Source organism: Campylobacter sp. W0014, from assembly GCF_020135975.1.
Classification (GTDB): domain Bacteria; phylum Campylobacterota; class Campylobacteria; order Campylobacterales; family Campylobacteraceae; genus Campylobacter_D.
In genome coordinates this window covers 40,726-62,614 of record NZ_JACHTR010000010.1, presented here as the reverse complement: position 1 = coordinate 62,614, position 21,889 = coordinate 40,726, and the positions used below count along the sequence as shown (strand labels likewise).

General features: G+C 29.7%; 27 protein-coding genes. 18 read left to right on the top strand and 9 right to left on the bottom strand.

Annotated features, from left to right (window positions below; translation table 11 throughout):
* From exbB to H2277_RS04885, 3 genes are all read left to right on the top strand, one after another.
* Positions 1-287 (top strand): TonB-system energizer ExbB (gene exbB / locus H2277_RS04895; RefSeq protein WP_337201235.1); only part of this gene is annotated, 287 nt, incomplete at its 5' end.
* A complete protein-coding gene (gene exbD, locus H2277_RS04890; RefSeq protein ID WP_337201234.1) occupies positions 280-669 on the top strand; it encodes a TonB system transport protein ExbD in 390 nt (129 codons plus the stop codon). The genes exbB and exbD, both read left to right, overlap by 8 nt.
* Positions 666-1,307, top strand: a complete 642-nt coding sequence (locus H2277_RS04885; RefSeq protein ID WP_337201233.1) for an energy transducer TonB — start codon at positions 666-668, stop codon at positions 1,305-1,307. The genes exbD and H2277_RS04885 overlap by 4 nt, the downstream gene beginning before the upstream one ends.
* A 21-nt stretch (positions 1,308-1,328) precedes the next feature.
* On the opposite strand, the gene H2277_RS04880 is transcribed toward H2277_RS04885, so the two are convergent.
* The gene (locus tag H2277_RS04880; RefSeq protein WP_337201232.1) at positions 1,329-2,201 is read right to left on the bottom strand and encodes a hypothetical protein; all 873 of its coding nucleotides are present in this window, start codon (positions 2,199-2,201) and stop codon (positions 1,329-1,331) included.
* A gap of 29 nt (positions 2,202-2,230) precedes the next feature.
* On the bottom strand, positions 2,231-2,386 hold the full coding sequence (locus H2277_RS04875; protein ID WP_337201231.1) for a hypothetical protein: 156 nt from the start codon (positions 2,384-2,386) through the stop codon (positions 2,231-2,233).
* Positions 2,387-2,491: 105 nt separating this feature from the next.
* Here H2277_RS04875 and H2277_RS04870 point away from each other — a divergent pair, with 105 nt between their 5' ends.
* Complete coding sequence (locus H2277_RS04870; protein WP_337201230.1) at positions 2,492-3,475, top strand: MnmA/TRMU family protein; 984 nt, start codon at positions 2,492-2,494, stop codon at positions 3,473-3,475.
* A gap of 86 nt (positions 3,476-3,561) precedes the next feature.
* On the opposite strand, the gene aroC is transcribed toward H2277_RS04870, so the two are convergent.
* Genes aroC through H2277_RS04850 form a run of 4 tightly spaced genes read right to left on the bottom strand, consistent with a single transcriptional unit; the run spans position 3,562 to position 6,725 of the window.
* Positions 3,562-4,650 (bottom strand): chorismate synthase, encoded by a 1,089-nt coding sequence (gene aroC / locus H2277_RS04865; protein ID WP_337201229.1) that lies wholly within the window; start codon positions 4,648-4,650, stop codon positions 3,562-3,564.
* On the bottom strand, positions 4,647-5,324 hold the full coding sequence (gene rnc, locus H2277_RS04860) for a ribonuclease III (protein ID WP_337201228.1): 678 nt from the start codon (positions 5,322-5,324) through the stop codon (positions 4,647-4,649). The genes aroC and rnc overlap by 4 nt, the downstream gene beginning before the upstream one ends.
* Positions 5,321-5,752 (bottom strand): ribonuclease HI, encoded by a 432-nt coding sequence (gene rnhA, locus H2277_RS04855; RefSeq protein ID WP_337195558.1) that lies wholly within the window; start codon positions 5,750-5,752, stop codon positions 5,321-5,323. Before rnhA ends, rnc begins: the two co-directional genes overlap by 4 nt.
* A complete protein-coding gene (locus H2277_RS04850; protein ID WP_337201227.1) occupies positions 5,739-6,725 on the bottom strand; it encodes a CDC27 family protein in 987 nt (328 codons plus the stop codon). Before H2277_RS04850 ends, rnhA begins: the two co-directional genes overlap by 14 nt.
* Before the next feature lie 69 nt (positions 6,726-6,794).
* Between H2277_RS04850 and dnaG the strand changes: the two genes are divergently transcribed.
* From dnaG to H2277_RS04780, 14 genes are all read left to right on the top strand, one after another.
* Positions 6,795-8,609: a DNA primase gene (gene dnaG, locus H2277_RS04845; protein ID WP_337201226.1), complete on the top strand. Its 1,815-nt coding sequence runs from the start codon at positions 6,795-6,797 to the stop codon at positions 8,607-8,609.
* A gap of 83 nt (positions 8,610-8,692) precedes the next feature.
* On the top strand, positions 8,693-9,736 hold the full coding sequence (locus H2277_RS04840) for a type I restriction endonuclease (RefSeq protein WP_337201225.1): 1,044 nt from the start codon (positions 8,693-8,695) through the stop codon (positions 9,734-9,736).
* A gap of 55 nt (positions 9,737-9,791) precedes the next feature.
* Positions 9,792-10,064, top strand: coding sequence for a NifU family protein (locus tag H2277_RS04835; protein WP_337201224.1), 273 nt, complete (start codon positions 9,792-9,794; stop codon positions 10,062-10,064).
* Positions 10,051-10,605 carry a histidine kinase gene (locus tag H2277_RS04830; protein WP_137623118.1) on the top strand — a complete coding sequence of 185 codons (555 nt, stop codon included), beginning with the start codon at positions 10,051-10,053 and terminating at the stop codon, positions 10,603-10,605. Before H2277_RS04835 ends, H2277_RS04830 begins: the two co-directional genes overlap by 14 nt.
* Entirely contained in the window at positions 10,589-11,869 is a 1,281-nt protein-coding gene (locus H2277_RS04825; RefSeq protein ID WP_337201223.1) for a UDP-N-acetylmuramoyl-L-alanyl-D-glutamate--2,6-diaminopimelate ligase, read from the top strand. The genes H2277_RS04830 and H2277_RS04825 overlap by 17 nt, the downstream gene beginning before the upstream one ends.
* Complete coding sequence (locus H2277_RS04820; protein ID WP_337201222.1) at positions 11,869-12,174, top strand: YbaB/EbfC family nucleoid-associated protein; 306 nt, start codon at positions 11,869-11,871, stop codon at positions 12,172-12,174. The genes H2277_RS04825 and H2277_RS04820 overlap by 1 nt, the downstream gene beginning before the upstream one ends.
* Positions 12,171-13,265: a PDZ domain-containing protein gene (locus tag H2277_RS04815; RefSeq protein WP_337201221.1), complete on the top strand. Its 1,095-nt coding sequence runs from the start codon at positions 12,171-12,173 to the stop codon at positions 13,263-13,265. The genes H2277_RS04820 and H2277_RS04815 overlap by 4 nt, the downstream gene beginning before the upstream one ends.
* Positions 13,262-14,101 carry a polyprenyl synthetase family protein gene (locus H2277_RS04810; RefSeq protein ID WP_337201220.1) on the top strand — a complete coding sequence of 280 codons (840 nt, stop codon included), beginning with the start codon at positions 13,262-13,264 and terminating at the stop codon, positions 14,099-14,101. The genes H2277_RS04815 and H2277_RS04810 overlap by 4 nt, the downstream gene beginning before the upstream one ends.
* Positions 14,102-14,110: 9 nt before the next feature.
* On the top strand, positions 14,111-16,009 hold the full coding sequence (tkt, locus tag H2277_RS04805) for a transketolase (RefSeq protein ID WP_337201219.1): 1,899 nt from the start codon (positions 14,111-14,113) through the stop codon (positions 16,007-16,009).
* 1 nt (position 16,010) lies between these two features.
* Positions 16,011-17,123 carry an ABC transporter permease gene (locus tag H2277_RS04800; protein WP_337201218.1) on the top strand — a complete coding sequence of 371 codons (1,113 nt, stop codon included), beginning with the start codon at positions 16,011-16,013 and terminating at the stop codon, positions 17,121-17,123.
* Positions 17,123-17,845: an ATP-binding cassette domain-containing protein gene (locus H2277_RS04795; protein WP_337201217.1), complete on the top strand. Its 723-nt coding sequence runs from the start codon at positions 17,123-17,125 to the stop codon at positions 17,843-17,845. Before H2277_RS04800 ends, H2277_RS04795 begins: the two co-directional genes overlap by 1 nt.
* Positions 17,846-17,847: 2 nt before the next feature.
* Positions 17,848-18,741, top strand: coding sequence for an MlaD family protein (locus tag H2277_RS04790; RefSeq protein ID WP_337201216.1), 894 nt, complete (start codon positions 17,848-17,850; stop codon positions 18,739-18,741).
* Positions 18,741-19,340, top strand: a complete 600-nt coding sequence (locus H2277_RS04785; RefSeq protein WP_337201215.1) for an ABC-type transport auxiliary lipoprotein family protein — start codon at positions 18,741-18,743, stop codon at positions 19,338-19,340. The genes H2277_RS04790 and H2277_RS04785 overlap by 1 nt, the downstream gene beginning before the upstream one ends.
* A gap of 51 nt (positions 19,341-19,391) precedes the next feature.
* Entirely contained in the window at positions 19,392-19,892 is a 501-nt protein-coding gene (locus tag H2277_RS04780) for a flagellar FLiS export co-chaperone (protein ID WP_337201214.1), read from the top strand.
* A 1-nt stretch (position 19,893) separates the two neighbouring features.
* Here the strand turns inward: H2277_RS04780 and map are convergent, their stop codons facing one another.
* Genes map through H2277_RS04765 form a run of 3 tightly spaced genes read right to left on the bottom strand, consistent with a single transcriptional unit; the run spans position 19,894 to position 21,875 of the window.
* The gene (gene map, locus H2277_RS04775; protein WP_337201213.1) at positions 19,894-20,652 is read right to left on the bottom strand and encodes a type I methionyl aminopeptidase; all 759 of its coding nucleotides are present in this window, start codon (positions 20,650-20,652) and stop codon (positions 19,894-19,896) included.
* A gap of 3 nt (positions 20,653-20,655) precedes the next feature.
* A complete protein-coding gene (murI, locus tag H2277_RS04770; protein WP_337201212.1) occupies positions 20,656-21,405 on the bottom strand; it encodes a glutamate racemase in 750 nt (249 codons plus the stop codon).
* Positions 21,402-21,875 (bottom strand): NlpC/P60 family protein, encoded by a 474-nt coding sequence (locus H2277_RS04765; protein ID WP_337201211.1) that lies wholly within the window; start codon positions 21,873-21,875, stop codon positions 21,402-21,404. The genes murI and H2277_RS04765 overlap by 4 nt, the downstream gene beginning before the upstream one ends.
* Positions 21,876-21,889 lie beyond the last annotated feature (14 nt).

Sequence of the window (21,889 nt, the reverse complement as noted above, 5' to 3'; positions counted from 1 at the left end):
AATTTGATAATGCGATCAGTGAAAATTTAACCGCCATATATATTATTTATTCTAATGCTCCATATATTGGACTTTTAGGGACTGTTGTTGGGATCATGGTTACTTTTTATGAAATGGGCTTAGCTGGAAATATAGACGTAAAATCTATAGTTATAGGACTTTCTCTAGCCCTTAAAGCTACAGCTTTAGGTCTTTTAGTTGCCATTCCAACCCTTATCGCTTATAATGTGCTATTGCGTAAAATTTCTCTTCTAAGTAGTACTTATAAGGCAAACCAAAATGATTAAATTACCAAAAAATGAGGGATTAAACATTGTCCCATTTATAGATATTATGCTTGTTTTACTCGCTATCGTTCTTAGCATTTCAACCTTTATCGTTCAAGGTAAAATCCAAATCAATCTCCCAAAAACCGAAAGTTCTATGAGTCTTAGCGATCATGAAAAAAAACTTCTTATTGGCATCGATGAGAAAAATGTTTTCTACCTAGATGATAAAACAGCAAATTTAGAGCAAATAAAAGAGGTTATATCTCAGCTCAATCAAAAAACTATCGTGGAACTAAAAAGCGATAAAAATGCTAAATTTGAAAGTTTTGTGCAAATTATCGATCTATTAAAAAATAAAGGACATGAAAATTTCCAAATTATAACGGAGAAAAATAAGTGAAAAACTTATTTTTAAATCACAAATATCAAGCCTTTTATCTATCTTTTTTGATCTTTTTACCTGTATTTTTTTTAATCTTTAATTCTGCGGATTTTTTTAAAGTAAAATTTAAAAATGAAGAAATTTTCACCTTATCTATGAAGCAATTTACCCAAATCAATCCAGCACCCACACAAGAAAATAAAATCATAGAAAAAACCGCGCCCAAAATCAATAAAATTCAACCAAAACCCATAAAAAAAGATACAAAAAAAATCAAAAAAATAGAACAAAAACCAATTACAACCGAATCAAAGCCGACAACAAATCAAATAGCTAAAAATCCTTCTCCTCAAATCACTCAACTTATACAAGGTAAAGATAAACATCCACTTCTTGAAGAAATTCAAAAAGCAATCCAAAAAGCCCAAAATTATCCTAGACAAGCTCAAAAAATGGGTATGCAAGGGGTTGTTAAGGTAGAATTTTTATGGAAAGAAAATAAAACTTTAGCAGAGTTAAAAATAATCCAAAGTTCTGGATACTCCCTCTTAGATAAAAATGCTTTAGAAAGCATTCGCAAAGCTTCAATAAATTTCCCTTACTATAAAAATGATTTAAGAATTATACTTCCTATAGTGTATAGTTTAAAAGGATAAAACTCACCAAAATTATTTAATCTAAACTCTTTTATCGAGAAATATAGCTTCATTATCATTGATTTGCCCTATCAAATCTTTGTTTAAATTCTTAGTTAATTTATCTAAAGATTTATCTTGAAGTTCTTCAAATTCTTTTGGATTACTGGCTTTAAGTTTAGCCTGCTCATCAGCGCTTAAAAAGCTTAAACCTTTCTCTTGTGCTTTTTGAAGTAAATCTTCATCATCATTTTCTTTTTCTTTGATTTTAGCTTTATCATCATCTTTTTTTTGAATTTTTTGTGGATCAACACTTTGCATAGCATTTACTCCACCCAAACCTTGTTTTAAATCACTTAAAACTTCTCTTAAGCTCGGTTCTTTAACATCATTTTCATCGATATTTCCATCTTTATTAGCATCTTTATCTATTAAAAAATTTAATTTTTTCTCTATACTCATATCATCAGATGTCAAACTATTATGTTTTAAACCTAAATTTTGCATACTTTCATGCAAAGTATTTTGATGAAAATTGATGCGAGTGTTATTTTTTTCATCTTGGGTAGATTTAACACTGAAAAATTCATTCTTCGCATTTTCAAACCAATTGGAAATAAATTCATTTGCTTCTCCGTTTAACCTTATAGTTCCATCATCTCTAGCTATATAATTGGTATAAGAACCAAAATGATTTTGCAAACTTTTATAATTTTCTTCGCTTAAACTTAAAGATATCAACTCACCTTCTTTATCTTCAAAAATAATTTTCTTGCCAAAATTATTATGGTCTGAAAGATCATTAACTTTAACTTTATCCTTTTCTTCAGACTTTAATTCTAAAATTTCTTTACGATTTGTAACGTTTTGATTGTTTGATAAGGTATTGAAGCTATTCATTGTTAATTTATCCATAAATCATCCTTTAAATTTGCAAATTAACACTATTTACAAGATGCAAATAAACTTAAACGGCACATTTTTCTTTGATGCTGCGTTGGCAAAGCATTGCATTTTTTTAATCTTTCTTTATAATCAGGGCAAGAATTTTTAGCATATACCACACTCAAAAGTATAAAAATAAAAAATATTTTTCTCATGATTAAAGCCCTTAATATTATAAGCTAGTTTTGATATAATTATAAATTTGATATCGACAAAAAAGAAAAAGATTTTATATAATAAAGAATGTAATAAGGAATACAATGAAAGCATTAGCCCTTTTTAGTGGTGGCCTTGATAGTATGTTAGCAATGAAGCTCATCACTTCTCAAGGTATAGAAGTAAAAGCTCTAAATATTAATATAGGTTTTGGAAGTACAAGCGATAAAAGTGAGATCATGAAAAAAAGAGCGGCTATGGTGGGTGCAGATTTTGAAATGATCGATGTAAGAAATTCTTATTTGCAAGAAGTTCTTTTTAATCCACAATATGGCTATGGCAAGCATTTTAATCCTTGCATAGATTGCCATGCTTTTATGTTTAAAACTGCTCTTGCTATGCTAAAAGAAGAAAATGCAAGTTTTATCATCACCGGAGAAGTCTTAGGACAACGCCCTATGAGTCAAAGAAATGACGCTATGGCTAAGGTTAAAAAATTAGCCCTTGATGAAGAAGATCTTATCTTGCGTCCTATGTGTGCAAAAAATTTACCTCTAACAAAGCCTGAAAGAGAAGGTTGGGTAAATAGAGAAAAACTAGAAGGCATTAGTGGAAGAAGTCGCAAAAGACAACTTGAACTGGCTGCACAATTTGGACTTGAAGATTTTGAAAGCCCAGGAGGAGGATGTTTATTAACCCTTGATAGTTTTGCTAAAAAAATTCGCGATTTTATACAATTTGATAAAGATATGCAAGTTAATGACGCACAACTTTTAAAATACGGACGTCATTTAAGATTGCCTATGGGTGCTAAAATGATCATAGGGCGTAATGAATTAGAAAATGAACTTTTAAGAAATTTAAAAACTCCAAAATATGAAGTTATAGGCATAGGAAATTTAATAGGGGCTTATTCTTTGCTTAGTGCAAACGCAAGCAATGAAGATATAGAACTTGCTTTAAAAATTGCTTTAACTTACACTAAATGCGATATAAATACTAGCTATGAATTAGAATTTAAAAACCAAAAATTTATCACCTCAGCTTTTAAAAATAAAACACAAATTAGCAAATTTTTTATCAGTTAGTATAAACTAATTTCAAAAAAGAACGATATAGTGATTGAATCTTTTCAAAATATTGCTATAAAAGCCCGTTTCAAAACGGGCTTTTTTTATTTTAGACTATAAATTTTTTTCAAATTATTCAAATTAGAACTCGCATTTAAAAGCAAACAATCAGCTAAAACCAAACGCACCATAGCATTAACCACAACACTTCCGCGTATGCCAACGCAAGGATCGTGCCTGCCTTTTAATTCTAATTTCACATTATTTCCAAATTTATCCATACTTTCTTGTTCTCTAAAAATAGAAGGAGTGGGTTTAAAATAAGTTTTTAAAATAAGATCCTCTCCATTTGAAATTCCACCTAAAATACCCCCGCTATGATTGCTTAAGAATTTATTATCCTTTAAAATATCATTATTTTCAGATCCATACATTTTGCTTGAATTAATCCCCTCACCAATTTCTACTGCCTTAACAGCATTAATCCCCATTAAAGCATGAGCAAGTTTAGAATCTAATTTATCATAAAGAACTTCTCCAAATCCTTTCATCATCCCAGTTACTCTTGTAAAAACCGCTGCACCTACACTATCTTTAGATTTTTTTGCATTTAAAATTTCAACTTTAAAATCATTTTCTAAACTAGGATCAAGACAAAAAATCTCACTTTCTTGCGCCCATTTAAAATCAAATTGATCCTCATTTAAATTTGATTTTAACCTCCCTACTCCAAAAACTCCACTTTGAACACAAATATCAAATTCATTCAAAAGCATCGCACATACAGCACCTCCAGCTACTCTAGCAACACTTTCTCTAGCGCTTGATCTTCCACCACCTCTATAATCTCTTAAGCCATATTTATGAAAATAAGTAAAATCAGCGTGTGCAGGGCGAAATACATCTTTAAAATCATCATAATCTTTAGAGCGTGCATTTTCATTAAAAACAACTATGGCAATAGGATGTCCTGTGGTGTATCCCTCAAAAACTCCGCTTAAAACTTGTGCTTTATCGCTTTCTTTTCTTGGGGTTGAAAATTGATTCCCACCTTTGCGTTTATCAAGTTCATTTTGTAAAAATTCCTCATCAAATTTTACCCCAGCAGGCATCCCATCTATCACACAACCCACAGCTACTCCGTGAGATTCTCCAAAACTTGTAAATTTTAATCTTGTGCCAAAGGTATTCATGATAAATTTTCCAATTTTTCAAGTGCAATTTTTGCCGCCATTTGTTGTGCTTCTTTTTTGCTTTTTGCAATAGCTCTTGCAATTTCCTTACCCTCTAGCTTTAAAGCAATTTCAAATTGTTTTAAATGATCGGGCCCAAAAGCACGCAGTGTTTCATATTCTGGAGTTTTTCCTATGGTGCCTTGAGTGATTTCTTGCAATCTTGTTTTATAATCTTTGATTAAATTTTTTGCATCAATTTTTGGAAAATTATTTTCTATGAGTTTTAAAGCAATATTTCTTGCATATTCAAAGCCTGATTCTAAATGAATGGATCCTATGATTGCTTCTAGGGCATCAGAAAGAATGGAAGGCTTTTGTCTTCCTCCATTATTTTCTTCAGATACACTCATAAAAATAAAATCACCCAAATTTAAACTATCAGCGATTTTTGCAAAGGATTTTTCATTCACTAAAGCGGCTCTTAATTTTGACAAATCTCCTTCAGCGTCTTTTCCAAATTTATGAAATAAATACTCTCCTACGATCAAATCAAGCACCGCATCCCCTAAAAATTCCAAACGCTCATTATTATAAGATTTTTTACAACTTTTGTGAGTCAGTGCTTGTGTGAGAAGATTTTTATCTTTAAATTGATAACCTAAATTTTGTTCTAAAAGCTCAATATTTTTCATTGATTTTCCTTTTGCAATTTTAAAGCCGCCTCTCTTGCTAAAATATCACATCTTTCATTTTCCTCATGCCCGTTGTGCGCTTTGATCCAAAAAGCTTGAATTTGATGCGATTTTGATACTTTTAAATATTCTTTCCACAAATCTACATTTTTTTTACCTTTAAAATCCTTTTTAATCCAATCATCAAGCCATTCATTAATACTTTGAACCATCAAATTTGAATCAGTAAAAAGTTTGACTTCACAAGGCTCTTTTAAAATTTTTAAAGCTTCAATAATAGCCATTAATTCCATACGATTATTAGTAGTATTTTTTTCCGATCCAAAGCCTTCTTTTTGATGCCCTTTATAACGCACTATATACGCCCACCCTCCAAAACCTGGATTATTAAGACAAGAGCCATCGGTATAAATTTCAACACATTTCATCATTTTTCACTTCGCAAATAATCTTGCAAGTATTAAATTCATAACACATAGGACAATGATAAAAAAACAAAGGCATTATATTTTTGCATTCTGAACAACGATAAGAAAATTCAAGCCTTGCTTTAAAAGAATTTTCACGTAAAATTTTTAACATTTTTAAATTTGAATTTTTAAAAACAAAATGACTTGGAATTTGATCTTTGTTAATATAGCCTAAAGCATAAAAAAATTCCAAAAACTCTTGATTTTCCAAATTAAAAACTTGATCTTGCTTATAAAGTAAATCGCAAATATCGTTAAAATTTTGCCCCAAAAATAAAGAATATTTTTCAAAAATAAAACGCCCTAGCATAGGATTGTTTGATGTTTTTAATTCTAATAATTTTTGTTTTTTTTCTTCATTGTTTAAATTTGAAGCATATAAATTTAAAGCTTTTATAAATTCTTGTTCTTTCTCTACTTCTTCTCCAAGTTCAAATAAACACTCTAAAATTTCTAAATTTTCTTTATAAGCTTTTAATTTTAAATACACAATTTTAAGAAGTTTTAAAGCCTCTATATTTCTTGGACGAAGTTTTAAAGCTTGAAGCAAAACTTCTTTAGCGCGCTCTAAAAATCCTGCTTTAAAATAAATATTTGCCAAAGCGATAAAAATAAATTCTTGTTCATTTTTATCCTTGCTTTTTTCAAGTGCGATCAAATAAATTTGAGTGGCCTTTTCAAATTCCCCACTTTTTGTAAAAATATCCGCTAAAAAGCTTAAATTTCCAAAACTCAATCTTTCATTTCTTAATAAATCTTTGTGAATATTATCTATTTCAAATTTCTTAATGAATTTTTCAAGCTTTTGTTCTTTATCTTTATTTGCAAACAATTTCCAAGCATGATTAGCCACAGAAACCACAAAAATCAAAACAGTTAAAATAATAAGCCCCACCAGAGGATCTCTATATTCCACAAAGAAAAAATCCATAAACTCTCTTTAAAATTTTATGCCAAATTATAGCTAAATCTTTGTATAATTTTATTTAAGGTTTTTAAAATGATATCTAAAGAAAGTATAGAAAATTTATCCCAAAGACTTAATATTGTTGATATTATTGAAAATTACATTGAAGTAAAAAAACAAGGCTCTAGCTTTGTTTGCGTGTGTCCATTTCATGCAGATAAAAATCCTTCTATGCATATTAATGCTCAAAAAGGTTTTTATCATTGTTTTGCGTGTAAAGCAGGAGGAGATGCTTTTAAATTTGTAATGGACTATGAAAAATTAAATTTTTCTGATGCAGTAGAAAAAGTCGCCAGCCTTTGCAATTTTACTCTAAGTTATACTAAAGAAAAAAATGAAAGCAAGAAAGATCTAAAAAATATCTTACCTAAATTAAATGCTTATTTTAAAAATAATCTTTCTCATCATAAAGAAATTTTAGACTATCTTTACTCAAGAAAATTAGACGATAAAGACATTGCTAAATTTGAATTAGGTTTTGCAAAATCAAGCGAAGAAAGCGTGAGATTATTGCGAAATGAAAATATATCCATCGAGGATGCTTTAGCGGTTGGAGCCTTAAAGAAAGATGAAAAAGGTGAAATTTATGCGAGTTTTATATGGCGTATCACTTTTCCAATTTATGATCAAAAAAATACACTTGTAGGCTTTGGTGGAAGAACTATTAATCCAAACGTAATGGCCAAATATGTCAATTCTCCCCAAAATATGCTTTTTGATAAAAGTAGAATTTTTTACGCTTTTCATTTAGCTAAAGATGCCATCAATGCAAAAAAAGAGATGATCATCTGTGAAGGTTATATGGATGCGATTGCTTTTCATAAAGCAGGTTTTAACAATGCAGTAGCCGTTCTTGGCACCGCACTAACCGAACATCATTTACCTTTAATCCGTCGATATGAAGCTAAAGTGATACTTTGTTTTGATAACGATGAAGCAGGATTAAGAGCGGCCACTAGATCAGCTTTTTTACTTAGCACTCATAAAATCGATGGCAAAGTCGCTCTTTTAGAAGGCGGAAAAGATCCTGCGGAATTAGTCGCTAATAATCAAAATACAAAACTTTATGATATACTTGAAAAAGGTATGGAGCTTGGGGAATTTTATATCAGACGTATCATAGCAGATTTTACACTTGATTCAGCACTTGATAAACAAAAAGCTTTAGAGAGCGTGCAAAAATACACTTTCGCTCTTGAGCCTTTGATTGCTAATTCTTATACGCAACTCGTTTCTAAACTTTTAGGTGTGGAGGAAAAACTAATCGTTTTAACCAAAAATTTCAGATCTTATAAAAATTTAAATTCCGCTCCTTTAGAAATTCCAAACACAAAAACACACATTACAGAACTTGAAATTCTCAACTTTTTAAAAAATAATTCCAATATACACGAACTTTTTAAACAAATTAGCGATAGTGTTTGTTTTAAACATAAAATTTTATTAGAAAAAATTCTAGAAAAAAAAGGCTATGAAGATAGCGATATAAGAGAATTTGAACAAAAAAATATCCTTAAAAATTTAAATCAAAATGAATTTTTATTTGGCATTTGCAAAATCAATTTAGCTTTTTTAAATCACATCGATACAATCAATTCTGTTTTAGCTTTAAAAAAACAACTTTTTGCCTTAATCGATAAAAATTCTCAAATTTTAAACAAAAATTTAACACAAGAAGAGTGTTTATGTTTTTTAAAAGAATATTTATTGCTTTTAAAAAATGAAAAAGATGAAATAAAGCTAGAGCAATTATTTAAAAGCTTAAATAAAATTTTTTCTCTTAAAAAATTTGATGCAAAAGAATTAAATATCAATTCCACGCAAGAATACAATGAAGAACCTTTTTAATAAAGGGAAAAATTAATAAAAATATAAAAAAAATTTTATATAATTTTAATAATTGACTATAAATTTAATTTGAAAGGAAAAAAATGGATTTTGAAAATCAAATTAACTCTATTATTGAAACCATTGGAGAAAGAAAAGCTCTTGTAAATACAGAAGAAGCGACAAAAATGACTTTTATAATGCCATTTCTTAAAGCATTAGGATATGACGTATTTAATCCGAGTATTGTTGTACCAGAATATACTGCAGATATAGGTATAAAAAAAGGAGAGAAAGTCGATTATGCCATTTTTAAAGATGGAAAGCCTTTCATTTTAATAGAAGCAAAAAATCATACAGAAAATTTAGACAATCATAATAATCAACTCGTTCGTTACTTTAATACTAATCCAAACATCAAATTTGCAATTCTTACCAATGGTATTGAATATAGATTTTTTACAGATATTGAGCAACAAAATTTAATGGATAAAACACCCTTTTTGGTTATCAACCTTGAAAAATTTAAGCCTAGGGATATTAAAGATTTAAAACGCTTTATTTGTACTGATTTAAATTTAGATGAAATTTTAAATATAGCTATGGAAAAAAAATATTATAGAAATATACAAGATATTTTTAAAAATGAAATTGAAAATCCTAGTGATGAATTTACAAGCTTTTTTGCCAAGCAAATCACAGAAAAAAGAATGACAAATGCTGTATTAGAAGAATTTAGAAACTATATTAAAAAATCTTTTAAAGAAATTATCAATGATTTAGCTTACGATAAAATTACAAATATAAAAAATAATCTCCAAGCTGTAAATGATGACGAAGATGAAGAAGAAATTGATAGCACTAAAGAAATTGTCACCACGGAAGAAGAATTGCAAAGTTTTTACATAGTTAAATCAATTCTTGCAGAGACAGATATTAATCTCGATGATATAACTTATAAAGATACTTTGAGCTACTTTAGTATTTTATATCAAAATAAAGTTACAAAGTGGATTTGTAGATTATATTTTAATAATTCTAAAAAATTTGTTACTTTCCCAGATGGAACAAGTCAAAATATAGAAAAACTTGAAGATATATATAAGCTTAAGGAAAATATTTTAAATTCCCTAAATTCTAGAAAATAATTTTTTTTAGATATAATCACGCTAAAGTATAGAAATTTTTTTAAGGATTGATTTAATGATGCCTTTTAGTGATGAAGAACTTATAAATCCTGTAAAATCAAGCTTAGAAAAAAGCATTCCTATGTTAGAACGCGATGGAGGTGGGCTTGAATTTTTAGGGATTAAAAATGGAGTGGTTTATGTACATTTAATCGGTGCTTGCAAAGGTTGTGCATCAAGTGGAACAACCCTAAAATATGGACTTGAAAGACAACTTAAAATCGATATTCATCCAGAAATTACCATCATAAATTTAAATGGCGGAGCAGAAGAATTTGCAAAACTATAAAAAACTCGGTATTGAACATTTTCTAAAAAAAGATTTTAAAACCGCAAAAATATATTTTTCTCTAGCCTATGAAAAACGTAAAAATAAGCGTTTGTTTAATTTTATTTTGCTTTGTGATTTAGCTTTAAAATTTCCAAAAGAGTCAATTTTGCTTTTTGAATTTTATTTAGAACACTACACCATAGAAAAAATTGATAAAGATTTTGAAGAAATTTTAAAAACAATAGAAACTCAACACGAAGAAAGATCTCAAAATAAAGACGAATTAGAAGATGGCTATGCTCTAAATTATCAAGATTTTTTAAAAAGTGAAGAACAAATTGGCTTTGAAAAAAGTTTTGAAAATATTATACAGAGTGCAAAATTAGTGATTGATAATCGTGATGATTTTTTAGATTTTTTAGAAAAACTTCTTGAACACGGCTATAAAGATATGACTTTAAATTACATCGAAAGCGTTATATCTCATTTTTGGGCCAATGAAAGATTTATAAAAATCCAAGAAAAACTTATAGGATTTAAAAGTGAAAATAAAGCTTGAAAATACATTTATTACAGATAATACCTTAGAGTGTGAAAGAGGTTGTTTTTTTCTAAAAACTGAGCAAAACAAACAATTTGAAAACGAAGCTTTAAAAAAAGAATGCAAGATTATTGATGTTAAAGAATGCAAAAAAATACTCAATATCGATGAAAATATTAAAATTATCGGCATCACAGGAACAAATGGAAAAACAACCACTGCAGCGGCAATTTATTCTATATTGCTTGATTTAGGATATAAATGCGGTCTTTGTGGAACCCGAGGTGCTTTCATAAATGATGAACAAATCGATGAAAAATCCCTTACAACATCAGCGATTTTAAAAACATTAGAGTATCTAAAAATCGCTACGCAAAAAGGATGTGAATTTTTCGTTATGGAAGTAAGCTCGCACGCTTTAGTGCAAAAGAGAATCGAGGGTTTAAAATTTGCAGCAAAAATTTTTACCAATATCACTCAAGATCATTTAGATTTTCACCAAAATTTTGAAAATTATAAACAAGCCAAAGAACTTTTTTTTACCGATGAAAGCTTGAAATTTATCAACAAGGACGCCTTAGCAATTAAATTTAATGTAAAAAATGCTTTTACTTACAGCATAGAAAATCCTTCTTTGTATCAAATTAAAGCCTATTCTTTAGAAAATGGCATCAATGCGGTTGCTATGATTAAAAATACAACCTTTCATATAGAATCCCCTATGTTAGGACTTTTTAATCTTTACAATCTTCTTGCTGCAAGTGCTTGTGTGAATGAACTTGTTAAGCCAAATTTGGATGACTTAGAAAAAGCGATCAATCACTTTGGAGGGGTTTGTGGACGAGTGGAACAAGTTGCTGATGGAGTTATCGTTGATTTTGCTCATACGCCTGATGGCATAGAAAAAGTTCTTGATGCTCTTAAAAATAAAAAATTAATTGTAGTTTTTGGCGCAGGAGGCAATAGAGATCACACCAAGAGACCTTTAATGGGTAAAGTTGTAGAACATTTTGCAAAAACTGCTATCATTACAAGCGATAATCCACGCAATGAGGATCCAAAAACTATAATCGAAGAAATCGCAAGCGGTTTTAAAGAACCAAAAAAAGCTTTGATGATTGAAAATAGAAAAGAAGCCATAAAAAAAGCTTTGGAACTTAAAGAAAAAGATGATTTAGTAGTGATCTTAGGAAAAGGGGATGAAGAAACTCAAGAAATTAAAGGGGTAAAATATCCTTTTAGCGATAAATTGGTTGTAAATGAAATTTTAAGGATAAATTGATGTTTGATAATATAGACTTTTCTAAAATGGGCGAACTTTTAAATCAGGTTCAAGAAAAAGCAAAAAACATAGAATTAGAACTTGCTAGTAAAGAATTTAGCGCAAAAAGCGGAGCAGGACTTGTCAAAGTCAGTGCAAATGGTAAAGGTGAAATTATCGATGTAAGTATTGATGATTCTTTACTTGAAGATAAAGAATCGATGCAAATTTTGTTAATATCTGCTATCAATGATGTTTTAGCTATGGTAGCACAAAATCGCAACAGCATGAGTAGTGATATTTTAGGAGGCTTTGGAAGATTATGAGATTTTTATTTTGTATAATTGCATTTTTAGTAATTGGGCAAGCTATAGAACGCCCTACTTTTGAAGATTTTGCCGCAGGTTATGAAAGAAATAAGGCAAGTATGTTTAATTACGAAGGAATGCCTGCTTTTGCTTTGAGTGAAAATTTACTTGCTGTTTTAAAACAACCTAATGCAAAATTAAATAAATACGTAAAATACGATCCTTTTTTAAATCTTTATCTCGTAAGAACAGATTTTTCACTCATTCCAACTCCTATGGGAGATGAAGAAAAATTAACTCGTAATGACTGGGTTGGAATTTGGGATCGGGATAAACCTTATATAGGCCATATTAAATACTTAGCTCAAGATATCAATGAAAGAGATCAACTTGATTTTAACACAAAAATTGGACTTTTAGGAACTCCATGTTGTGAAATGCTTGGCATTGCGCTAAATAATGGTGCTTTTATAGGCAATAGATATTTAAAACACTTTATGAAATACAATGATGTTTATTGGGGTGATATTGGGGTTGATTTTGTAGAGCGAGAAAACAAAATTTATGTTAATAAAGTGCGCAAAAATGGTCAATTTTTGATCAACGATGAAGTCATTAGTGTCGATGGTGAGCCTGTGAAAGATTTAAGAAAATTAAACGAAAAAATTCTGTTTGCCGATCCTAGTAGCACTCTTTATTTTCAAGTTTTAAGAGACAATGTTGATTTAAATATTTCAACTCAAGTTTTTGCTAAAGATATTAGCAAATTTAATCTTCCAAATGCTAAACCAAAACCAAAAACAACCAATTTTAGAAGTAATTTGGGCTTAAGTGTTAATGCATCCTTAATCGTGACAAAAGTTGATCCAAAATCTAAGGCTGATTTAGCTGGATTTATGGTGGGTGATAAAATTTTACGCGTTAATAATATCATCTTAAAAGATTTTAAAAATTTACAAACTATACTTGCTAATGGAAATGATTTTAGTATCTTAATTCAAAGAAAAAGCTCTAAATTGCCTTTACATAATTTTGATGATGGTTTAATCGGAAATATCAATGCAGGTGGAGATGGAAATTTTCAATTTTTTATTAGGCTTAAAAAGTGAAAGAACTTTTTATCAAGCATTTAAATGAAAAATTGCCTTATATAAAAAGCTTTCATCCTTTTTTCAATGAAGCTTTACAAGCAATGTTAAAAGCTGGTGGAAAGCACTTTCGCGCACAATTGCTCTTAGGTATTGTTGAGTGTAAAGCATCTCAACTCATTTCAAACGCTTTAGATGCAGCTTTGGCTTTAGAATTTATCCATACTTATTCTCTCATTCATGATGATTTACCTGCTATGGATAATGCTGATTTTAGACGAGGTACACCTACTCTGCATAAAAGCTATGACGAAACCACGGCTATTTTAGTTGGAGATGCTTTAAATACCGAAGCTTTTTTATTGTTAAGTAATTTAAATTTAAAAGAAAAGATCAAAATCAATTTAATCCGCACTTTAGCCTATAATGCGGGTATTAATGGAATGATTATAGGTCAGGCGATTGATTGTTATTTTGAAGATAAAAAACTCAATTTAGATGAACTCAAATTCTTACATATTCATAAAACCGCAAAACTCATAGCTGCATCTTTAAAAATGGGTTGTGAAATTTGCGAATTAGACGAAAAAGAAAGTGAAAAAATTTATGACATTGGTTTAAAATTAGGTTTAATCTTTCAAATCAATGATGACATTATCGATACAACCATGAGTGAAGAACAAAGTGGAAAACCTGCTAATCACGATACGCATAAAAATTCTTTTGTGAATTTATTAGGACTTCAAGAAGCCATAAATTGCAAAAATGATTTGATACAAAATTGCAAAAATGATTTGATTAATTTAGATAAAAAAATATCAAAAATGATCGAAAATCTTATGATACAATATTTATAAAGGCTAAAAATGGATACAAAATTTTTAAAAATTCAAGCAGATACTTTAAGATTTTTAAGCGCGGATATGATCCAAAAGGCAAATTCTGGTCACCCAGGCGCACCTTTAGGTTTAGCTGATATTTTAACTGTTTTAAGCTATCATTTAAAACATAATCCTAAAAATCCAAACTGGCTAAACCGCGACAGATTAGTTTTTTCGGGTGGTCACGCAAGTGCTTTAATCTATAGTTTTTTACATTTAAGCGGCTATGATTTAAGTTTAGATGATTTAAAAAATTTTAGACAACTTCATTCTAAAACCCCTGGCCATCCAGAGATCACAACAGCAGGTATTGAAATCGCAACAGGTCCTTTAGGACAAGGTGTAGCTAATGCTGTTGGATTTGCTATGGCTGCTAAAAAAGCTCAAAAAATGCTTGGAGAAGATCTAATCGATCATAAAATCTATTGTCTTTGTGGCGATGGAGACTTGCAAGAAGGAATTTCTTATGAAGCTTGTTCTTTAGCAGGACTTCATAAACTTGATAATTTAATACTTATTTATGATAGCAATAATATCTCTATAGAAGGAGATGTAAGTCTTGCATTTAATGAAGATGTTGCTTTGCGTTTTAAATCTCAAGGTTTTGAAGTTCAAGATATCGATGGACACAATTTTGAAGAAATTAACAAAGCTTTAGAAAAAGCAAAAAATTCTAAGCAACCAAGCCTTATTATCGCAAGAACAACCATTGCTAAAGGTGCTGGAAAACTTGAAGGAAGCCATAAAAGCCATGGTGCTCCTTTGGGCGAGGATATCATTAAGGAAGCTAAAGAAAAAATAGGTTTTGATAAAAATTTAACCTTTCAAATTCCATTAGAAGCAAAAATTCGTTTTGAAAGTGCCATAGAACTTGGAGACTTAGAAGAAGCAAAATGGAAAGAAAAACTTAAAAATTCCAACAAACAAGAACTTTTAGAAAAACTTTTAAAGCCTGATTTTAGCAATATACAATATCCTGATTTTAAAGGTAAAGATCTTGCTACAAGAGATAGCAATGGAGAAATTTTAAATATTTTAGCTAAAAATTTAGAAGGCTTTTTAGGTGGAAGTGCGGATTTGGGTCCTTCAAATAAAACAGAACTTCATGAAATGGGAGATTTTGTAGAAGGAAAAAATATACATTTTGGCATAAGAGAACACGCAATGGCGGCCATAAATAACGGCTTTGCCAGATATGGTTTATTTTTACCTTTTTCAGCAACCTTTTTCATTTTTAGCGAATATTTAAAACCGGCTGCTAGAATTGCTGCTTTGATGAAAATAAAGCACTTTTTTATTTTCACTCACGATAGTATCGGAGTTGGAGAAGATGGCCCTACTCATCAACCTATTGAACAATTAAGCACTTTTAGGGCTATGCCTGATTGCTTAACTTTTAGACCTGCGGATGGGGTTGAAAATGTCAAAGCTTGGAAAATAGCTTTAAACAAACAAATGCCAAGTGCTTTTGTACTTTCACGCCAAAAACTTAAAGCTCTAAGTGAACCTGTTTTTGGAGATGTTGAAAATGGAGCTTATTTGCTTAAGGAAAATGAAAATCCTAAATTCACTTTACTCTCTAGCGGTAGTGAAGTTTCGCTTTGCTTAGATGTTGCTAATGAACTTGCGAAACAAAACATTACTTGTAACGTTGCTTCAATGCCTTGTTTTGAACTCTTTAATCAGCAAGAAAATGACTATAAAAAAAGAATTTTACAAGGTGAAGTTATAGGGGTTGAAGCAGCAAGTTCTCATGAACTTTATAAATTTTGTCACAGAGTTTATGGAATAGAAAGTTTTGGAGAAAGTGGAAAAGATAAAGATGTATTTGAGCATTTTGGCTTTAGCGTTTCTAAACTTTTAAATTTTATTCTTGATAAATAAAATGACTGCAAATTTCAAATTTCAAAAAGACAAAGTATTGATTTTTGGAATTTGGAATAAAACAAGCATTGCAAGATTAAAAACTCACGATTTTTTATCTCAAATTTCAATTACACAGTGTATTTTTGACTTTAGCAATTTAGAAGAAATTGATATGGCTGGAGTAAGATTTTTTCTTGCTTTAGAATTTGATCTTAAAAAAAATAATATTTCTATGTTAAAACAGGGGTTAAATTCTCGTTTTGAAAAATTATTTGAACTTTGCGAAAAAAATTATCAAAGAATAGAAAGCGATATTAAACAAAACTCATTTGATTTTAAAAAAATATTTATATCCTTAGGGATGCTTAGCGTTAATTTTCTTATCATTTTAAAAGATTTTATCCATTTTATAGGTGCTTTTTTTATCTCCCTTGTATCGTCTTTTAAAAATCCTAAAAATTTCCGCTTTGTATCTTTTTTATATCATATAGAAAACTCAGCATTTAATGCCTTGCCTATTGTTATTTTAACTGCAATGCTAATTGGAATTGTTCTTGCTTATCAAGCGGCTTATCAATTAGCACAATTTGGGGCTAATATTTTTATTGTTGATTTAATAGGAATTTCAGCCACTAGAGAACTTGCTCCTTTAATCACAGCTATTATAATAGCCGGAAGAAGTGCGAGTTCTTATACTGCTCAAATTGGAGTGATGAAAATAACAGATGAAATCGCTGCAATGAATACAATGGGCTTTAGATCTTTTGATTTTATCATTATTCCTCGCGTTATGGCCTTGATCATTTCTATGCCCTTAATAGTCGCTCTAAGCGATGCTATAAGTATTTTAGGTGGAATGTTAGTAGCAAAAATAAACCTTGATATTTCTTTTTCAGAATTTATAAGACGTTTTAAAGAAGCAGTGGAATTAAAGCATATCATCATAGGTCTTGCAAAAGCTCCAATGTTTGGTTTTTTAATTGGTGCGATTGCTTGTTTTAATGGCTTTAAGGTAAAAAATACCACACAAAGCATAGGAATTTATACCACAAAAAGTGTTGTGAGTACTATTTTTTGGGTGATAGCATTTGATGCTTTATTTTCGATTATTTTAACTATGGCTGGAATTTAATGGTTATTAAAGCAAGCAATATCACGACCAAATTTGATCAAAAAATAATCCACAATAAAATAAATTTTGAAGTTAAAGAAAATGAAATTTTTGGCATTTTAGGTGGAAGCGGGAGTGGCAAATCCGTTTTACTTAAACAAATGTTGCTTTTAGAACACTTTGATGAAGGAGAGTATGAAATTTTAGGCTTTAAGCTTAAAAATATCAGTGAAAAAAATGCTTTAAATTTACAAAAACAATGGGGAGTGGTTTTTCAATTTGCCGCACTTTTTAGTTTTTTAAATGTTTATGAAAATATAGCTATTCCTTTAAAAGAATACACTCAATTGGATGAAAATTCTATCAAAGAATTAGTTCTTATGAAACTTAAAATGGTTGGATTAAATGAAAGTGTTTTAAAGCAGTTTCCAAGCCAACTAAGCGGAGGAATGCAAAAAAGAGTAGCCATTGCAAGAGCTTTAGCCTTAGATAGCAAATTGCTTTTTCTTGATGAGCCTACTTCGGGCTTAGATCCACATAGCAGCCGAGAATTTGACGAGCTTGTTTTAGAATTACAACAAATTTTTAATCTTAGCATTGTGTTAGTAACCCATGATAAAGACAGTATGAAAACCTTGCTTGATCGTTTTATCATTTTAGAAAACACTCAAGTGGGTTTTTATGGGACTTATGAAGATCTTAAAATACAAAATGAAAAACTTTTTAAAAAATTTATGGAGTAAAAGTGGAAAATAGAGTCAATTATTTTTTTGTAGGAATTTTTATATTTGGATTGTTTTTTGCTAGTTTAGCATTTATACTTTGGCTTGGCGGATACTCCAAAAAAGAAAGTTTTAAATATTATGAAATTTATACTCAAGAATCCGTAGCAGGACTTGGTATCAAGGCGCCTGTGAGACTTTTAGGGGTAGAGGTAGGAAGTGTAGAAAAAATCAGCATAGAAGAAAGAGATAATTTAGGCGTTAAAATTCTAATTAAAGTAAAGAAAAATACTCCTATAAAACAAGATACATATGCAACCTTACAACTCCAAGGGATTACAGGGCTTAAATTTATACAACTTCAAGGAGGAAGTAAAGAAAGTCCAGAGCTTACTAGTGACCATAAAAATAAACCTCCGATTATTCAATTTAAAGAAAGCTTTTTGGCCACTATAGATAAACAAAGTGAGCACATTTTTTCTTTAGTTAAAACAGCGGATGACAAGACTAAAGAGCTTTTAAGTGAGAAAAATTTAAAAAATTTAGAACTTATTTTAAATAATTTAGCCCAAATAAGCTCTCATTTAAATGAAAATTCACAAAAAATGAGTCAAAATATCACAAATTCGAGTTTTAAGCTAGGGCGAATGGCAGATAATATAAGTCTTGCTGCTAAAAATTTTAATGAAATTTTAAAAAGTGTCAAAGAAGGAGTAATTGCTTTAAATTCCTTCGCCAAAAAAGCCGATTCAAAAATAGATTCTTATGATGATTTAAAGCAAAATATTGAACAAAATTTAGAACTTTTAAACAAAGTATTATTAGAAAGTGATCTTTTGATAAAAAATTTACAAAGAAGCCCTTCTGATATTTTATTTAAACAAGAAAAACCTCAACTAGGACCTGGAGAAAGATAATGAAAAAATATTTATACATATTTATTTTAACTTTTATTTTTTATGGATGCTCTATAAATAATCAAGTTGATAAAACTCAAATGTTTATTTTAAAAAACGATGAAATTTCCTCTAATATCTCTTTAAAAAAAACAACTAAGATTTTAAAAATCAAAAGTGCCACTTTGCCTTTATATCTTAATTCAAAATCAATCATTTACACACAAAACAATATAAGCAATACCTATGCTTATCATTTTTGGGCGGATTTACCTAGTAATTTTTATCGATCTTTTCTTTTATCAAAATTAGAAAAAACTAAAATATTTAAAGCTGTTATTTCCTCGAAAAGCTTGTTAAATGCTGATTATATTCTTGAAAGTAGAATTGATTCTTTTGAACAAATTATCAACTCAAAGCAAAATTATACACAAATTGCTGTAAGTGTTAATCTTATCGATGTTAAAGAAAATAAAATTATTGCTCATCAATTTTTTAATCATAGAGAAAATATCAGGCAAAATAATATTCCAAACATTTATCAATCTTTTGAAAAAAATTTAAATTCTTTAACCACAGATATTATTCTATGGATTAATTCTAATATTGATCAAAAGTAGGAACACTTTTTGCTTTTAAAAATTTAGCGATATTTTTTTGAAAGGCAAAAGATGAAAAATGAATTAGATATACTAAAAAAACATTTAGGGGAAGTTGAGGCTGTAGGAGAATTTAAAGCAAATCAAATTTGTTCACAAATAAACGATGCAAATGATTTTATTGGCGCTTTGCAAGTATTAGAACTTACCCTTAAAAAAATTGAACAAAGTATCACTCAAAGACTTGATGATCAAATCGATGATTTACAAAAACGCACTTTAGATGCAACCACTTCACAACTTATCCAAAATTGTTCTTTCATGGGAACTGCACTTTTTGGAAATATTTTTAATGTATATGTTGGCAAAAAGCTTTTTGAATTTGAAATTTCAAATCCTCTTTTAATCTTAGAAAAAGCTGGATATGAAGGTGTTTTAGCTTATATTCAAGATAAAAGAGATGAAATAAAAAATATTTTAGCCGATCTTGCTAATGCAATCATCATGGGTCAAAGCATAGATAACGCTGGAATGTATGACTCAAGCATGGATTTTAAAAATCTTTTTAGATAATTTATAAAGCAGAAAGAATATCTGCTCTCCCATTAACAATTGCAATGCAATGCTCATAATGGGCAGTGTTTAACTCATCAGCACTGCCCGCATCCCATTTTCCATTAAAATGCTTTGGAGTTCCATCTTTTTGACATATCATAGGCTCTATACAAAAAACCATTCCATTTTTTATCTTAGGCCCGCTTTTGGCATTAGCTCCTTTTTCTAAATAATTTAAAATTTCAGGCTCTCCGTGAGGTTTACGACCTATTCCATGTCCGCAATATCCACGCAATGGAACAAAACCTCTTGAAGCAATAAATTCACCCAATGCAGCCGAAAGTTCCTTAAAACGCATTCCATCTTTAATAATATCAATTGCATAATACAAAGCATCTTTAGCACAAGCGATCAAAGCTTCATCCTTGGAAGAAATTTTACCAATAGCAATCGTCCTAGCAGCATCGCCATAATACCCATCAAGCATTGTGCCGACATCGATGCCCAAAATATCACCTTCTTTGAGAATTTTACCATCAGGAATTCCATGGATACAAACTTGATTTAAAGAAGTGCAAATTGCACCTGGAAAGCCATAAAGTCCTTTAAAAGAAGGTTTAGCACCTAAGCTTAATATATACTCTTCCGCCATTTGATCAATTTGTTTTAAACTCATTCCAATTTTTATTTCTTTTTCTAGAAAATCCAAAGTTTTTGCGACGATTTGATTTGCATTTCTAAGTTTTTCTATTTCGGCTGGTTTTTTTAATTCTATCATGATTTATCCTTGTAAATTTAACCAAATTTTAGCAGTATTTTTTAAAGATTGCACATCACTTGAAGCATAAAAATGCAGAAGTGCTTTATCTTTTTTATAAATTAATTTTTCTTTTTCTTTCAAAAAATCAACTATAGCATCGCCTGAATGGATTAATTTTGTATTTTGACCAAAATAATCACTCAAAGATTTCATTAAAAAAGGAAAATGGGTACAAGCTAAAATTAAAGCGTCTGGAGTTTGAAATTTTTCAAAATAATATTTCATAGCACTTTGTAGAAATTCCCCCTCAAAAATACCCTCTTCAACCATAGGGACAAAAAGCCCAGTTGCTAAGGCTTTTATTTGAGTAAAACCTTGTTCACTTAAACGTTTTTGATATTCTTGTGATTGAATAGTTGCCTTTGTAGCGATCACTAAAATTTTTTCATCTTTACATTTTAATGCTTTTTTTGTAGCCTCCACTCCAGCGTCTATTACTCCATATATTGGAATATTAGCATTTTGTCTCAATATATCTAAAGCATAAGCACTTGCAGTATTGCAAGCAATAATAAGCATATCAATTTGAAATTTTTTAAAAAAATCTAAAGCTTCAAGGCAAAATTTAATAATCGTATCTTTATCTTTTACGCCATAAGGAACTCTTGCAGTATCTCCATAATAAATTATTTCATCAAAAAAATTCGCTTCATAAAGAGACTTTAAAACACTAAGTCCTCCTATACCGCTATCAAAAACTCCAATTTTCATTTTATATATCTTCTAGCACCTATATAACGTGATTTCCAATAAGAATTACTCAAACTAGCTTCTCTAGCTCCGCCTCTAGAAGAAAGGTGGATAAAATTACCTTTGCTTGTATAAATTCCTACGTGCATACCATTTGGTCCTCTACCTGTTCTAAAAAACACTAAATCTCCAGCTTTTAAGCGAGACTTAGAAACCCTTATACCTGAATTTAATTGAGTGACAGTTGTTCTTGGAATTTTTGCATTAAATTCCAATAAAGCTTTTTGCGTAAATGCTGAACAATCAGCACCTCTTTTAGTATTACCTCCTAAAACATAAGGAGTTTTCCTCCATTCATAAGCAATGGATTTTAATTTGGACTCTACATTAGAATAGTGATGATTTGGTTTTCCCATAAAAGCAAAATTAGGATAAAAACTACAACCTGTAATAAAAAATAAAGCTAAAAAAATAAAAAAAAGTTGTCTCATTTATTTCTCCTTTT

What these genes read in the sequence shown, in the direction of transcription:
- tkt (WP_337201219.1), top strand. Translation starts at nt 14,111, where the DNA reads ATGGATACAAAATTTTTAAAAATTCAAGCAGATACTTTAAGATTTTTA.
- rnhA (WP_337195558.1), bottom strand. Translation starts at nt 5,752, where the DNA reads ATGAAATGTGTTGAAATTTATACCGATGGCTCTTGTCTTAATAATCCA.
- dnaG (WP_337201226.1), top strand. Translation starts at nt 6,795, where the DNA reads ATGATATCTAAAGAAAGTATAGAAAATTTATCCCAAAGACTTAATATT.
- H2277_RS04835 (WP_337201224.1), top strand. Translation starts at nt 9,792, where the DNA reads ATGATGCCTTTTAGTGATGAAGAACTTATAAATCCTGTAAAATCAAGC.
- H2277_RS04765 (WP_337201211.1), bottom strand. Translation starts at nt 21,875, where the DNA reads ATGAGACAACTTTTTTTTATTTTTTTAGCTTTATTTTTTATTACAGGT.
- H2277_RS04840 (WP_337201225.1), top strand. Translation starts at nt 8,693, where the DNA reads ATGGATTTTGAAAATCAAATTAACTCTATTATTGAAACCATTGGAGAA.
- map (WP_337201213.1), bottom strand. Translation starts at nt 20,652, where the DNA reads ATGATAGAATTAAAAAAACCAGCCGAAATAGAAAAACTTAGAAATGCA.
- H2277_RS04815 (WP_337201221.1), top strand. Translation starts at nt 12,171, where the DNA reads ATGAGATTTTTATTTTGTATAATTGCATTTTTAGTAATTGGGCAAGCT.
- murI (WP_337201212.1), bottom strand. Translation starts at nt 21,405, where the DNA reads ATGAAAATTGGAGTTTTTGATAGCGGTATAGGAGGACTTAGTGTTTTA.
- rnc (WP_337201228.1), bottom strand. Translation starts at nt 5,324, where the DNA reads ATGAAAAATATTGAGCTTTTAGAACAAAATTTAGGTTATCAATTTAAA.
- H2277_RS04800 (WP_337201218.1), top strand. Translation starts at nt 16,011, where the DNA reads ATGACTGCAAATTTCAAATTTCAAAAAGACAAAGTATTGATTTTTGGA.
- H2277_RS04880 (WP_337201232.1), bottom strand. Translation starts at nt 2,201, where the DNA reads ATGGATAAATTAACAATGAATAGCTTCAATACCTTATCAAACAATCAA.
- H2277_RS04875 (WP_337201231.1), bottom strand. Translation starts at nt 2,386, where the DNA reads ATGAGAAAAATATTTTTTATTTTTATACTTTTGAGTGTGGTATATGCT.
- H2277_RS04780 (WP_337201214.1), top strand. Translation starts at nt 19,392, where the DNA reads ATGAAAAATGAATTAGATATACTAAAAAAACATTTAGGGGAAGTTGAG.
- H2277_RS04820 (WP_337201222.1), top strand. Translation starts at nt 11,869, where the DNA reads ATGTTTGATAATATAGACTTTTCTAAAATGGGCGAACTTTTAAATCAG.
- H2277_RS04795 (WP_337201217.1), top strand. Translation starts at nt 17,123, where the DNA reads ATGGTTATTAAAGCAAGCAATATCACGACCAAATTTGATCAAAAAATA.
- H2277_RS04850 (WP_337201227.1), bottom strand. Translation starts at nt 6,725, where the DNA reads ATGGATTTTTTCTTTGTGGAATATAGAGATCCTCTGGTGGGGCTTATT.
- aroC (WP_337201229.1), bottom strand. Translation starts at nt 4,650, where the DNA reads ATGAATACCTTTGGCACAAGATTAAAATTTACAAGTTTTGGAGAATCT.
- exbD (WP_337201234.1), top strand. Translation starts at nt 280, where the DNA reads ATGATTAAATTACCAAAAAATGAGGGATTAAACATTGTCCCATTTATA.
- H2277_RS04870 (WP_337201230.1), top strand. Translation starts at nt 2,492, where the DNA reads ATGAAAGCATTAGCCCTTTTTAGTGGTGGCCTTGATAGTATGTTAGCA.
- H2277_RS04785 (WP_337201215.1), top strand. Translation starts at nt 18,741, where the DNA reads ATGAAAAAATATTTATACATATTTATTTTAACTTTTATTTTTTATGGA.